The sequence below is a fragment of the Mixta theicola genome (assembly GCF_002895925.1).
Lineage (GTDB): Bacteria > Pseudomonadota > Gammaproteobacteria > Enterobacterales > Enterobacteriaceae > Mixta > Mixta theicola.
The window spans coordinates 17184-30703 of the sequence record NZ_NWUO01000007.1; the positions used below are offsets into that span (position 1 = coordinate 17184).

Genomic DNA, 13520 nt, shown 5'->3' on the forward strand with positions numbered 1-13520 from the left:
GCGGCTTTAATTTAGCGCCAGCCGCTGCGCTGGCGTAATTCATTTTTCAAGGAATAACGACAATGGCTACGCCTCATATTAATGCTGAGATGGGTGATTTCGCGGACGTGGTGCTGATGCCGGGCGATCCGCTGCGCGCTAAACATATTGCGGAAACCTTTCTGGAAGACGCGGTAGAAGTTAACAACGTGCGCGGTATGCTGGGCTATACCGGAACCTATAAAGGCCGCCGCATTTCCGTTATGGGACACGGCATGGGCATTCCATCCTGCTCCATCTACACGAAAGAGCTGATCACGGACTTCGGCGTGAAAAAAATCATTCGTGTGGGCTCCTGCGGCGCGGTACGTGCCGACGTGAAACTGCGTGACGTTGTTATCGGTATGGGCGCCTGCACCGATTCCAAAGTGAACCGTCTGCGCTTTAAAGATCACGATTTTGCAGCGATTGCCGATTTTGACATGGTGCGTAACGCGGCAGACGCGGCGAAAGCGCTGGGGATTGACGCGCGCGTCGGCAATATTTTCTCTGCCGACCTGTTCTATACGCCGGACCCGCAGATGTTCGACGTCATGGAAAATATGGCATTCTCGGCGTGGAAATGGAAGCGGCGGGCATTTATGGCGTGGCGGCAGAGTTTGGGGCGAAAGCGCTGACCATCTGTACCGTTTCTGACCATATCCGTACGCATGAACAAACCTCGGCGGCAGAACGTCAGACCACCTTCAGCGATATGGTGAAAATCGCGCTGGAATCCGTGCTGCTGGGCGACAAAGCCTGATTCATTTACCGGACGGGCCAGCCTCGTCCGGTTATACTGTTCTGCCCGCCTGCGCCTTTCGTATTACGCTTTCCTTTTTTTAGCGCCTCGCCAACCGCTGACGAAAACGCGCATCAGCTTTTTTTAACTTCCGCTGACGCTTCATCAGGTTCGTCGTTATCTTCTTTAACCGGCGTGCTGGCGGTAAGCAGGAAAGGGGACTGTTGCCAGCGGGTACGGCGATCGCGTAGCAGCGTACGGGTAAGGATAATGCCGATGGCCAGCGCCAGCAGCATCATCAGGCGCAGAATATTGGTGGTGTTATCCACCTGCTTCGCTTCGGTCACCAGCACATGCGTATCCAGCGTGACGCGTAAAAAACCCTGTGGGCCATTGCTGTTTTCCAGCGGCTGCACCAGCTGATGATTGAAGTAGCTGCCCGCGCGTTTGCCGTCCAGCGCCAGACGATCGCGCATGCTGATGTTTTCACCGCTGCGCGCGACCAGCGAACCTTCGCTGTCATAAACCGACGCGTCGAGGATACGGCTGTTATCCGTCATTACGTTGAGAATGGCGGTGATTTGCGTGCGGTTATCGTCCTGGCTGTCCATTAACGGCGTGAGCGTAAAAGCGACCTGACGCGTCAGGGTCCGCGCCAGATCTTCAACCTGTTCGGAACGCGCCATCTGATGGCCCAGACTGAACCATGAAGCGCCCTGCATCAGTATGACCAGCAGCGTCAGACAGATCAGCACGATCACCGTGCGGTGCAGACGAAATTTGAGCCTGGATTTAGCCATTGGCAACCTTAAAACGTAATCAACAAACGGTCGTCTGTTTTTGCGACTTTATGTTGCCAGAAGCGCGGCTGACAGGGTAGCCTCTTGCGAGGTTTTCTCTACAGGCTGTGGCCCGGCACGGATGTCAAACAGAACGTCCTTTAATGGCGGCAGCCGATCATCTTTCCGACAGGAGCTGTAATGCCTAATCGTTTGACCTGGTGCGACCTGCCTTCCGATGTTTCTCTTTGGCCAGGACTGCCTCTTTCACTGAGCGGTGACGAAGTAATGCCGCTGGATTATCGTGCCGGGCGTACCGGCTGGCTGCTTTACGGGCACCAGCTGAATAAAGATTCGCTGACGGCGTATCAGCATCAGCTGGGCGCCGCCATGGTGATTGTCAGCGCCTGGAGCGTGGATGATTATCAGGTGCTTCGTCTGGCGGGATCGCTGACGCCGCGTGCGGCGCGTCTGGCTCATGACATGGGTCTGGACGTCGCGCCGCTGGGTAAAATTCCCTATCTGAAAGCGCCGGGCCTGCTGGTAATGGATATGGACTCCACCGCGATTCAGATCGAATGTATCGATGAGATCGCGCGTCTGGCGGGATGCGGCGAGCAGGTGGCTGAAGTGACCGAACGCGCCATGCGCGGCGAGCTGGACTTTACCGCCAGCCTGCGCCAGCGCGTCGCTACGCTGAAAGGGGCCGACGCCAATATTCTGAAGCAGGTACGCGATACGCTGCCGCTGATGCCGGGTTTAAGTACGCTGGTGCATAAGCTGCAGGCGTTAGGCTGGCAGGTAGCCATCGCCTCCGGCGGCTTTACTTACTTTGCCGAATATCTGCGCGACCAGCTACATCTTACCGCTATTGTCGCCAACGAGCTGGAAATCCGTGACGGTAAGTTTACCGGCGAGCTGGTTGGCCTGGTGGTTGATGCGCAATATAAAGCGGATACGCTGGTAAAGCTGGCGCAGCGCTTCAATATTCCTGCTGAGCAAACGGTAGCGATTGGCGATGGCGCTAACGATCTGCTGATGATTAAGGCTTCCGGGTTAGGCATTGCCTATCACGCCAAGCCGAAAGTTAATGAACAAACTGAAGTGACGATTCGGCATGCCGATCTGATGGGCGTATTTTGCATCCTCAGCGGCAGCCTGCATCACGAGACGCGATAATTGAGGAACTGAGTTGGCCAAAGCGGTAAAACGTGCCTTTGTCTGCAACGAATGTGGCGCAGACTATCCGCGTTGGCAGGGGCAATGTAGCGCCTGTCACGCCTGGAATACCATTACTGAAGTGCGGCTGGCGGCCTCGCCGGCTGCGGCGCGCAATGAGCGCCTGTCTGGCTACTCCGGCACCGCCGGCGCCAGCCGCGTCCAGAAGCTGTCGGAAATTAGCCTGGAAGCGTTGCCGCGCTTCTCAACCGGCTTTAAAGAGTTCGATCGCGTGCTGGGCGGCGGCGTTGTTCCCGGCAGCGCCATCCTGATTGGCGGCAATCCCGGCGCCGGGAAAAGTACGCTGCTGCTGCAAACCTTGTGCAAGCTGTCGGCAGAGATGAAAACGCTGTATGTCACCGGTGAAGAGTCGCTGCAGCAGGTGGCAATGCGCGCGCATCGTCTTGGTTTGCCTACCGAAAACCTGAATATGCTGTCGGAAACCAGCATTGAGCAGATCTGTATAATTGCCGAGCAGGAACAGCCGAAGCTGATGGTGATCGACTCCATTCAGGTGATGCACATGGCGGATATTCAGTCTTCGCCAGGGAGCGTGGCGCAGGTGCGTGAAACCGCCGCCTGGTTAACGCGCTTCGCCAAAACGCGCGGCGTGGCGATTGTGATGGTGGGCCACGTGACCAAAGATGGCTCGCTGGCCGGTCCGAAAGTGCTGGAGCACTGCATCGACTGTTCCGTGCTGCTGGATGGCGATGCCGATTCCCGTTTCCGCACGTTGCGCAGTCATAAAAATCGCTTTGGCGCGGTTAACGAACTGGGCGTATTTGCCATGACCGAGCAGGGTATGCGCGAAGTGAGCAATCCTTCCGCTATTTTCCTGTCGCGTGGCGATGAAATTACCGCCGGTAGTTCGGTCATGGTGGTATGGGAAGGCACGCGTCCGCTGCTGGTGGAAATCCAGGCGCTGGTGGATCACTCAATGATGGCTAATCCACGCCGCGTTGCGGTGGGTCTGGAGCAGAATCGCCTGGCGATCCTGCTGGCGGTGCTGCATCGTCACGGCGGATTACAGATGGCGGATCAGGATGTGTTCGTCAACGTCGTGGGCGGGGTGAAAGTCACGGAAACCAGTGCGGATCTGGCGTTAATGCTGGCGATAGTCTCCAGCCTGCGCGATCGTCCGTTGCCCAACGATCTGGTGATTTTCGGCGAGGTCGGGCTGGCAGGTGAAATTCGGCCGGTGCCGAGCGGCCAGGAGCGTATTTCCGAAGCGGCCAAGCATGGCTTCCGGCGCGCCATTGTCCCTGCGGCCAACGCGCCGAAAAAAGCGCCGGAAAATATGAAAGTTTACCCGGTGAAAAAACTGGCTGACGCGCTGGCGATTCTGGATGAGTTATAATTTTTAGCGCAGGTTAACCTGTCGTTGGGGTGGGCCAGTGCCCACCCCTTTTTGCAGGAGGCATTATGTCAACATTTGAATATCTGAAAACCGCCATTCGCCAGCAGGGACATACGTTGCAGCAGGTCGCGGACGCCAGCGGAATGACGAAAGGCTATCTGAGCCAGCTGCTTAACGCCAAAATTAAAAGCCCCAGCGCGCAAAAGCTGGAGGCGCTGCATCGCTTTCTGGGGCTGGACTTCCCCCGCCGCAAGAAAACCGTCGGCGTGGTATTCGGCAAGTTCTACCCTCTACACACCGGCCATATTTATCTGATTCAGCGCGCCTGCAGCCAGGTTGATGAGCTGCATATCATTATGGGCCACGATGAGCCGCGCGATCGCCAGCTGTTTGAAAACAGCGCCATGTCGCAACAGCCTACCGTTAGCGATCGCCTGCGCTGGCTATTGCAGACCTTCAAATATCAGAAAAATATCCGCATCCATGCTTTTAATGAACAGGGCATGGAGCCTTATCCGCACGGCTGGGATGTCTGGAGTCGAGGCATGACGGCTTTTATGGCGGAAAAGGGGATTGAGCCCGGCTGTGTGTATACCAGCGAGGAGCTGGATGCGCCGCAGTATCGGGAACATCTGGGGATTGAGACCATCGTTATCGATCCGCAGCGTTCTTTTATGAATATCAGCGGTGCGCAGATCCGCCAAAATCCTTTTCGTTACTGGGAATATATCCCCACCGAAGTGAAGCCGTTCTTTGTGCGTACCGTAGCGATACTGGGCGGTGAATCAAGCGGAAAATCGGTATTAGTTAATAAGCTGGCTAATATTTTTAATACCTCCAGCGCCTGGGAATATGGGCGAGATTACGTCTTCTCTCATCTCGGCGGCGATGAAATGGCGTTGCAGTATTCCGATTATGACAAAATTGCGTTGGGGCAGGCGCAGTATATCGATTTTGCGGTGAAATATGCCAATAAGGTGGCCTTTATCGATACGGATTTTATCACTACCCAGGCCTTTTGCAAAAAATACGAAGGGCGTGAACATCCGTTCGTACAGGCGTTAATTGACGAATACCGCTTCGATTTAGTGATTCTGTTGGAAAACAATGTTCCCTGGGTAGCCGATGGCCTGCGCAGCCTGGGTAGCTCCGTCGATCGACGCGAGTTTCAAGAGCTGTTAATAAAATTGCTAAATAAAAACCAGGTAAAATATGAGCATGTTACCGAAGACAGCTACGACCAACGTTTTCTGCGCTGTGTTGAACTGGTAAGAAATATGCTGGAAAACGGAAAGTAAAAAGGCTTGCCGGCTGATGGTTATATTATGTCATCAGCCTTTTTATTCGGAATGTTCTCATTGCTATTTTGCCTTGCGTGACTCAGCTTAGTTATTTAATAATCTAACCAATTTTTTTGGAATTTTAATTTAATGGTTTCTTTAAAGAAGCCGTGGGTTGACACGTTCCATATAAAATTTTTTTTGAGATTATTGATTTAAGATATTGATTTATATAGGTTATTTTTCCTGGTTAGTCTCAATGAGTCTCAATGAATTTATTTAGATTATTGACTAACGTGAGGTTTTTTTTGAAGCAGGAGGTAAGTTTGCAACGTTAACTTGAGACATAGCTTATATATTGTCAGGGTTTCATTAACTAAGGTTGCCTGTATATATTAATTTTTCTTTTCCTTATATGAAATCGCAGTAAAGGTATTGTTAACTATGCTTTGGCTTTCTCTGCGTGTGGCAAAATGCGCTGCTGTATTTGGCTTGCTTTAATGGGAGTTGTTAATAACGCTATAATTTTATGGTTTTTTCTGAAGCCATTTTATGTGAGACGGCATCATGTACATTACCTTCAAGGTAGAATCGACCTACAATTTTTATATTGTGGCGCAGTGATAATCGGGAAGAATCAAGGGAGTGTAAAATATGCATAAAGACATTAATCATTTGGTAAGAATGGATTTAAACCTGCTGCCCATCCTGGATACTTTGCTTAACGAAAAAAGCGTGAGCAAAACGGCGGACAAACTTAATGTGACACCGCCCGCAATCAGTAAATCGTTAAATAAGATCAGAGATACCTTTCAGGACCAGCTTTTGGTTCGTTCCGGCATGAGCCTGGAGTTAACGCCGTTAGCAGTACGCCTTAAACCCCAGCTTAGAGAGCTGCTGGATAATATCCAGACCGTTCTGCACCAAAATATTGAGCTTAACGGCAAAGAGCTGCCGCGTTCTTTTAACATCGTGACCAACGATATCCTGATGTCTAAGCTCAGCTATAAGCTAATGAAAAAAAGCATCCAGGAGAACACCAATCATATCTTCAATTTTAACTATGATAATGCGGCATCCTGCGTCTTACGCAGTGAAGATATCGATCTCTATATCGGGGAGGATAAAAGCCTCAGCCCGGAGGTCAAAATACGCACCATCGGCTACAGCGAATGCGTATTTATTGCCAATAAAGACCACCCTGTTTTTCTGATGGAAAAGTCCCTGAAAAACCTTAAAGAGTTTGTTCTCATCGTTCCCAGGAACAAGCTGAAGGAAGAGATGGAAAGCCTGTACCGCGAGCGTGGCTATAAACGTAAAATCCATGGTATTAGCGCGGGCTATCTGCCTATTATTGAAAATATTATTCAGACCGGCAGCCTGGGCATCGTTCCAATGTACGTTGTTGATGTCTTACAGAGAATGAACATCGAGGTAGATTTCTTTAAGCCAGATTTCGAGCTGCCGAAAGTGCGTATCATTCAGGCCTGGCACCCGCGTTATCATAATTGTTCTTCTCATAAATGGCTGCGTGATATTTCGAAAGATCTGCTGGATTTTTAAGTTAAATCGACCGGCTGGGTTTTATTAAAACAATAAGCGTGCACGGATAGCCTCTTTATTTTCATCAAGAATTATCTACGGCGCAACGCTGAACAGGAATAATAGCGTTTATCTTTAATCAAAAGTAATAAAGCTATTATCCGTTATCGTTATTTAAACACTGGATATTGCAGTATGAGTACAGCGGATTGGACAGGAATAAAGTGAGGGAACAGGTTAGCGGTATCGCTTAAAAATAGCGGTTATATAACGCCAGGAAATTAACGCCCCAATAAAGGGGCGTTAATTACTGCCACGGCAGGCCTGGTTTTACACTACGGCGCTTAACGATCTGATGTCACAGGCGCAGCGCATCGGCGCAATCAGTAAATAATAACCACTTTGCCCCGCATATGGCCTTCCAGCACGCGCGAATGCGCCTGGGCTAAGGTTTCTATACTTAATCCGTTTAACGTTTCGTTCAGCGTGGTATTTAATTTGCCCGCATCCAGCAGCTGAGCCACTTCGTTAAGGATCTCGCCCTGACGCGCCATATCCGGCGTTTGATACATGCTGCGGGTAAACATAAACTCCCAATGCAGCGCCGCGCTTTTTAACTTTAACTGTTCCATATTCAGCGGATGCGCATTCTCAACGATGGTACAAATTTGGCCCTGTGGCGCAATCAGCTTACCGATGGTATCCCAGTGGCCATCGGTGTCGTTGAGACAGAAAATATAATCCACCTGTTTGATGCCGTGCTGCGCCAGCTCCTCCGGCATATTTTTATAGTTAATCACTAAATCCGCGCCGCGATCTTTGCACCATTGCACCGAGTCAGGGCGTGAGGCGGTAGCGATCACGCGGGCCTTGCTGTGCAGTTTGGTGAAGGGAATCGCCAGCGATCCCACGCCGCCAGCACCACCAATAATCAGCAGGGTTTGTTCGGCCGTCGCCTCCTGAATGCGCAGGCGCTCAAACAGGCCTTCCCACGCGGTTAATGCCGTTAACGGAATCGCTGCCGCAGCGCTCCAGTCAAGACTGTGCGGTTTACGGCCAACAATGCGCGCATCCACCAGCTGGTAAGTGCTGTTGCTGCCCGGACGCGTAATATCGCCCGCGTAGTAAACTTCGTCCCCAGGCGTAAACTGAGTGACCCGACTGCCGGTTTCGATCACCACTGCGCTGGCATCCCAGCCCAGAATACGTGGCTGCTGCAAACCGCTTTTCTGGACGCCTTTATGTACTTTGGTATCGACCGGATTAATCGATACGGCTTTAACCTCTACCAGCAGATCGTATTCGCCAGGCGTCGGTTTTTCCGGCTGGATCTCAATAAACTGTTTCGGGTTTTGTGGATTAACGGCAACAGCACGCATATTCATGTGATTTCTCCTTAGCAGATGGGTCAGTATAGAAGGGCGCAGTCGGGTGATAACAGTACCAATAATAAAGCGGCCCGTGGGCCGCTTCTTGAGGAAAGTCTCTGCACGGGGAAGCGCAGGCCGCTTCCTGGCTTATTTCGCCATACGCTTATATTTGATGCGTTTCGGCTCCAGCGCTTCCGCACCGAGGGTACGCTTCTTGTACTCTTCGTATTCGGTAAAGTTACCTTCGAAGAACTCCACCTTACCTTCGCCCTGATAGTCAAGGATATGGGTGGCGATACGGTCGAGGAACCAACGGTCATGCGAGATCACCATCGCACAGCCAGGGAACTCCAGCAGGGCGTTTTCCAGCGCGCGCAGGGTTTCGATGTCCAGGTCGTTGGTCGGCTCATCGAGCAGCAGCATGTTGCCGCCAACCTGCAGCAGCTTCGCCAGATGCAGACGGCCACGTTCACCGCCGGACAGCTCGCCAACGCGTTTACCCTGATCGACGCCTTTGAAGTTAAAGCGGCCCACGTAGGCGCGGCTTGGCATCTCGGTGTTGCCGATCTTCATAATATCCAGCCCGCCAGAAACTTCTTCCCAGACGGTTTTTGAATTATCCATGCTGTCACGGAACTGATCGACTGACGCCAGCTTCACCGTGTCGCCGAGCGTGATGCTACCGCTGTCCGGCTGTTCCTGGCCGGACATCATACGAAACAGCGTGGATTTACCGGCGCCGTTCGGGCCGATAATCCCGACAATAGCGCCTTTCGGCACCGAGAAGGTAAGATCGTCAATCAGCAGACGATCGCCGTAGGATTTACGCAGGTTGTTAACTTCCACGACTTTATCGCCGAGGCGCGGGCCCGGTGGAATAAACAGTTCGTTGGTTTCGTTACGTTTCTGGTATTCCGTGCTGTTCAGCTCTTCAAAGCGCGCCAGACGAGCTTTGCCCTTCGACTGACGGCCTTTCGCGCCCTGACGCACCCATTCCAGCTCTTTCTCAATAGATTTACGGCGAGCCGCTTCCTGAGAAGCTTCCTGCGCCAGACGCTGATCTTTCTGCTCCAGCCAGGAAGAGTAGTTGCCTTCCCACGGGATACCTTCGCCACGGTCCAGCTCCAGGATCCATCCTGCGACGTTATCAAGGAAATAACGGTCGTGGGTAATGGCCACTACGGTGCCTTCGAAATCGTGCAGGAAACGTTCCAGCCAGGCGACGGATTCGGCATCCAGGTGGTTGGTCGGTTCGTCGAGCAGCAGCATGTCCGGCTTTTCCAGCAGCAGACGGCACAGCGCGACGCGGCGGCGTTCACCCCCGGAGAGATTGGCGATTTTCGCTTCCCAGTCCGGCAGGCGCAGCGCATCAGCGGCGCGCTCCAGCTGCACGTTCAGGTTATGACCATCGTGCGCCTGAATGATCTCCTCCAGCTTGCCCTGTTCAGCGGCCAGCTTGTCGAAATCGGCTTCCGGTTCGGCATACAGCGCGTAAACCTCGTCAAGACGCTTCAGCGCGCCGACCACTTCAGCCACCGCTTCTTCTACCGATTCACGTACGGTGTGTTCCGGATTGAGCTGCGGCTCCTGCGGCAGATAGCCGATTTTAATGCCAGGCTGCGGACGCGCCTCGCCTTCAATATCTTTATCGATGCCCGCCATAATGCGCAGCAGCGTAGATTTACCCGCGCCGTTTAAACCCAGTACGCCAATTTTTGCGCCCGGAAAAAAGCTAAGGGAGATGTTCTTAAGAATGTGACGCTTCGGCGGAACGACTTTTCCGACGCGATGCATACTGTAGACGAATTGAGCCACGTGAAATGAGCCTCTTATGGTCTGGGTGGTAATCGGGGCACATCGCCCGCTCAGAACTGCAAGTTTAGCGGTTTTCCCTGCTTAATCACAGCCATCATCCAGGCCGATTGTTTGCCTGCCGGGCGGTAAGTCTTTTCAGGGCAGCAGCAGCGTAACCGCCTGTTGCTGCAGATGCTGAGCCAGCGCTTCCGGTGGCGCGCTGTCGCTAATAAGCGCATCAAACCGATCCAGTTCGCCAATGCGCGCGGGCAGAACCTTATTAAATTTGCTGCTGTCAGCCAGCAGCACCTTACGCTGCGCCCGCGCCATAGCGCGAAGCTTTATCGGCAGTTCATTGAAGTTATAGCAGGTCGCGCCCTGGTGTAAGTCAACGCCGGCGGCGGAAATAAAGGCCAGCCCAGGACAGATCTCATCAAGAATAGACTGGCTGCCGGGCGGAGAAAATACCGCATTGTCAGGATGAAATTCACCGCCGCTGAGGATAACGCGACAGGCGCTTTTTTCTTTAAGCGCCAGGAAAGTATTGATGGCGCAGCAGACGGCGGTAAAGGGTAAACTCTCATCAATCGCATCGATCACCCACGGCATAGTGGTGCCGCAGTCAAAAAATACCGTATCGTTGGGTTTAATCAGGCCAGCTGCCAGCTGCGCCAGCTGGCGTTTTTTATTAACGTTATGCGACTGCTGATCGGAGACAAAATAGTGTCCGTGCGCGCTTTTGGGATCGCTAACGATATAGCCGCCGAGCAAAACCAGGCAGGAGGGCTGCTCGTTAAGATCGCGACGAATGGTCATTTCTGAAACGCTTAACAGCCGCGCCGCCTCTTTCAGATGAATTTTATCAATGCGCTTGATCGCCTGCGCCAGTTTGTTGATGCGCTCGTCGCGTCGGGTTTCCATTATCGCGTTCCCTTTTGCCTGTTTCCTCTATGTTAACGCTAAAAAAGTGGATCGTCAGCCGCTGCCGGGCGGCGTCTGTGATCGCCTGCCAAAAAGTAAATTTTGTGAAGAACGTGGCACGACGCCAGCCGCCTGGTTAGCATAAAGGGAGCCAGGCCATACGGCCGGATCGGATAACAGGAAGAGGAGAGCGTATGGTGACCCACGGGAAGGAGAGATGGCGTTACTGGCTGGCTGGTTTCTGTCTGCTTGCCGCCAGTGGCAGCGTATTGGCGGATTCGCTGGATGAACAGCGCAGCCGCTACCAGCAAATTAAACAGGCATGGGATAATAATCAGATGGATGTGGTGGCGCAGCTGATGCCGACCCTGAAAGATTATCCGCTTTATCCTTATCTGGAATATCGCCAGCTGTCGCAGCAGCTTGATCAGGAAACCGGCCTGGCGGTCAACGCTTTTATTAAACGTTATCCGACTTTGCCGCCGGTGCGCACGCTGTCGTCACGCTTTGTGAATGAGCTGGCGCGGCGCGAGGACTGGCGCGGTCTGCTGGTGTTTAGCCCGCAGGAGCCGCAGCCGGTCGCCGCCCGCTGTAACTGGTATTACGCCAAATGGGCTACCGGCCAGCAACAGGTCGCCTGGGAAGGGGCGAAGACCATCTGGCTACGTGGGAGTTCGCTGCCGAACGGCTGCGACAAACTCTTTTCTGCCTGGCAGGCGGCGGGCGAACAGACGCCGATTACCACGCTGGAGCGTATCCGTCTGGCGATGGTTGCGGGCAATACCAGCCTGGTTAATTTCCTCGCTAAACAGCTGCCGTCCAATTATCAAACTATGGCTGATGCCATCGTCGCGCTGCAAAACGATCCCGCCACGGTGGAAGCATTCGCCCGTGGCGTTGGGCCGACTAACTTTACCCGGCAGGCGACCTCATTAGCGCTGGCGCGGCTGGCGCGTGAGGATATGGAAAATGCGCGCGCTATGATCCCCACGCTGGCACGCTTACAGCAGATGAGCGAGCAGCAAATCCAGGAACTGAAAGAAGCCGTTGCCTGGCAGCTAATGAGCCGGGATGTAACGACCGAACAGGCGCGCTGGCGCGATAGCGTGGTTATGAATAGCGCCTCGACGTCGCTGCTTGAGCGGCGCATACGTCTGGCCTTAAGCAATAACGATCGGCGTGGCTTAAATACTTGGATTGCGCGGCTGGACCCTGACGCGAAGCAGAAAGACGAGTGGCAATACTGGCAGGCCGATCTATTGCTGGAGCGCGGGCGCAAAGAGGAAGCGGAAGAGATCCTGCATAAGCTTATGCAGGAGCGCGGCTTCTATCCGATGGCGGCGGCGCAGCGTCTGGGGATGCCATACCCGCTGCGGGTGGATGAAGCGCCGCGTCCGGATAGCAGCCTTGATAACGGGCCGGAAATCGCTCGCGTGCGTGAGCTGATGTATTGGGGAATGGATAACCTCGCGCGTACGGAGTGGAGCCGGCTGGTTGCCAGCAAAACCGCCTCGCAACAGCAGATGCTGGCGCGTTACGCGCTGAATCACGGCTGGTGGGATCTGAGCGTGCAGGCCACGATAACCGGCAAGCTGTGGAATAATCTCGCCGAGCGCTTCCCGCTGGCGTGGCAGGAACAGTTCACCCAATATACGCGCGATAAAGCCATCCCGCCAAGCTACGCTATGGCGATCGCCCGGCAGGAAAGCGCATGGAATCCTAAAGCGCGTTCGCCGGTGGGCGCCGCCGGATTAATGCAGGTGATGCCCGCTACCGCCAGCCATACGGTGAAGATGTACAGTATTCCGGGCTACGTAAACAGCAGCCAGCTGCTGGATCCGCAAACCAATATTCAGATCGGCACTCAGTATCTGGAATATGTTTATCAGCAGTTTGATCAGAATCGGATCTTCTCTTCTGCGGCGTACAACGCCGGGCCGGGAAGGGTACGCACCTGGCAGCGCGTCAGTAACGGCCAGCTGGATGCGGTTGCTTTTATTGAAACCATTCCTTTTTCGGAAACGCGCGGCTATGTGAAAAACGTGCTGGCTTATGACGCTTATTATCGTCATTTCCTCGGTCAACCGGATAATCTACTGTCTAACGGCGAGTGGCAGCGTCGCTACTGAATATGTTATTCTTCCGTACTCGCCAATGAGTACGGAAGAATTTCATGAGTCCACATTCCCCGATCCCGATGACTGAAGATCCGCAGGATGAAAACTGGCTACGTTTTGTTAGCCTGCTGGAGGAGGCGTTCCGGCAGGGTTTACAGCTGCCGCTGCTGCAGCTGATGATGACCCCGGACGAGCGTGAAGCCTTTGGCACTCGTCTGCGCATCATTGAAGAACTGCTGCGTGGCGAGATGAGCCAACGCGAACTAAAAAACGATCTTGGCGTAGGAATTGCGACGATTACGCGCGGTTCTAATAGCCTGCGCGCCGCGCCGCCCGCGTTAAAAGCGTGGCTGGATGCGCAGCTGTTGATTAAATGATATCG

Annotated in this window: 10 protein-coding genes and 1 pseudogene; 7 read left to right on the forward strand and 4 right to left on the reverse strand. The window is 53.5% G+C overall.

Features of this window, described 5'->3' with window-relative positions; translation table 11 throughout:
* Nucleotides 1-116: 116 nt before the first annotated feature.
* Nucleotides 117-781: pseudogene (gene deoD, locus COO59_RS10740) on the forward strand (purine-nucleoside phosphorylase).
* Between the two features lie 113 nt (nt 782-894).
* Here deoD and COO59_RS10745 read toward each other — a convergent pair.
* Nucleotides 895-1560, reverse strand: coding sequence for a YtjB family periplasmic protein (locus COO59_RS10745; RefSeq protein ID WP_103059797.1), 666 nt, complete (start codon nt 1558-1560; stop codon nt 895-897).
* A 180-nt stretch (nt 1561-1740) separates the two neighbouring features.
* Between COO59_RS10745 and serB the strand changes: the two genes are divergently transcribed.
* The 4 genes from serB (at nt 1741) to COO59_RS10765 (ending at nt 6957) form a co-directional block, all read left to right on the forward strand.
* Nucleotides 1741-2718, forward strand: coding sequence for a phosphoserine phosphatase (gene serB, locus COO59_RS10750; protein ID WP_103059798.1), 978 nt, complete (start codon nt 1741-1743; stop codon nt 2716-2718).
* Between the two features lie 13 nt (nt 2719-2731).
* Nucleotides 2732-4114 (forward strand): DNA repair protein RadA, encoded by a 1383-nt coding sequence (gene radA, locus COO59_RS10755; protein WP_103059799.1) that lies wholly within the window; start codon nt 2732-2734, stop codon nt 4112-4114.
* A 65-nt stretch (nt 4115-4179) separates the two neighbouring features.
* Nucleotides 4180-5412: a multifunctional transcriptional regulator/nicotinamide-nucleotide adenylyltransferase/ribosylnicotinamide kinase NadR gene (nadR, locus tag COO59_RS10760; protein WP_103059800.1), complete on the forward strand. Its 1233-nt coding sequence runs from the start codon at nt 4180-4182 to the stop codon at nt 5410-5412.
* Nucleotides 5413-6048: 636 nt separating this feature from the next.
* Nucleotides 6049-6957: a LysR family transcriptional regulator gene (locus COO59_RS10765; RefSeq protein ID WP_103059801.1), complete on the forward strand. Its 909-nt coding sequence runs from the start codon at nt 6049-6051 to the stop codon at nt 6955-6957.
* Between the two features lie 362 nt (nt 6958-7319).
* Here the strand turns inward: COO59_RS10765 and COO59_RS10770 are convergent, their stop codons facing one another.
* From COO59_RS10770 to deoR, 3 genes are all read right to left on the reverse strand, one after another.
* Nucleotides 7320-8321, reverse strand: a complete 1002-nt coding sequence (locus COO59_RS10770; protein ID WP_103059802.1) for a zinc-binding alcohol dehydrogenase family protein — start codon at nt 8319-8321, stop codon at nt 7320-7322.
* Nucleotides 8322-8453: 132 nt separating this feature from the next.
* Complete coding sequence (gene ettA, locus COO59_RS10775) at nt 8454-10121, reverse strand: energy-dependent translational throttle protein EttA (protein WP_103059803.1); 1668 nt, start codon at nt 10119-10121, stop codon at nt 8454-8456.
* Nucleotides 10122-10256: 135 nt separating this feature from the next.
* Nucleotides 10257-11021 carry a DNA-binding transcriptional repressor DeoR gene (deoR, locus tag COO59_RS10780; RefSeq protein ID WP_103059804.1) on the reverse strand — a complete coding sequence of 255 codons (765 nt, stop codon included), beginning with the start codon at nt 11019-11021 and terminating at the stop codon, nt 10257-10259.
* Nucleotides 11022-11215: 194 nt separating this feature from the next.
* Between deoR and sltY the strand changes: the two genes are divergently transcribed.
* Together sltY and trpR are read left to right on the forward strand one after the other, a co-directional pair.
* Nucleotides 11216-13150, forward strand: coding sequence for a murein transglycosylase (gene sltY / locus COO59_RS10785; protein WP_103059805.1), 1935 nt, complete (start codon nt 11216-11218; stop codon nt 13148-13150).
* A gap of 44 nt (nt 13151-13194) precedes the next feature.
* Complete coding sequence (trpR, locus tag COO59_RS10790) at nt 13195-13515, forward strand: trp operon repressor (RefSeq protein WP_103059806.1); 321 nt, start codon at nt 13195-13197, stop codon at nt 13513-13515.
* The last annotated feature ends 5 nt before the right edge of the window (nt 13516-13520 follow it).

Coding starts and splice junctions, on each gene's coding strand:
- COO59_RS10745 (WP_103059797.1), bottom strand. CDS start 1,560: ATGGCTAAATCCAGGCTCAAATTTCGTCTGCACCGCACGGTGATCGTG.
- serB (WP_103059798.1), top strand. CDS start 1,741: ATGCCTAATCGTTTGACCTGGTGCGACCTGCCTTCCGATGTTTCTCTT.
- nadR (WP_103059800.1), top strand. CDS start 4,180: ATGTCAACATTTGAATATCTGAAAACCGCCATTCGCCAGCAGGGACAT.
- COO59_RS10765 (WP_103059801.1), top strand. CDS start 6,049: ATGCATAAAGACATTAATCATTTGGTAAGAATGGATTTAAACCTGCTG.
- COO59_RS10770 (WP_103059802.1), bottom strand. CDS start 8,321: ATGAATATGCGTGCTGTTGCCGTTAATCCACAAAACCCGAAACAGTTT.
- deoR (WP_103059804.1), bottom strand. CDS start 11,021: ATGGAAACCCGACGCGACGAGCGCATCAACAAACTGGCGCAGGCGATC.
- sltY (WP_103059805.1), top strand. CDS start 11,216: ATGGTGACCCACGGGAAGGAGAGATGGCGTTACTGGCTGGCTGGTTTC.
- trpR (WP_103059806.1), top strand. CDS start 13,195: ATGAGTCCACATTCCCCGATCCCGATGACTGAAGATCCGCAGGATGAA.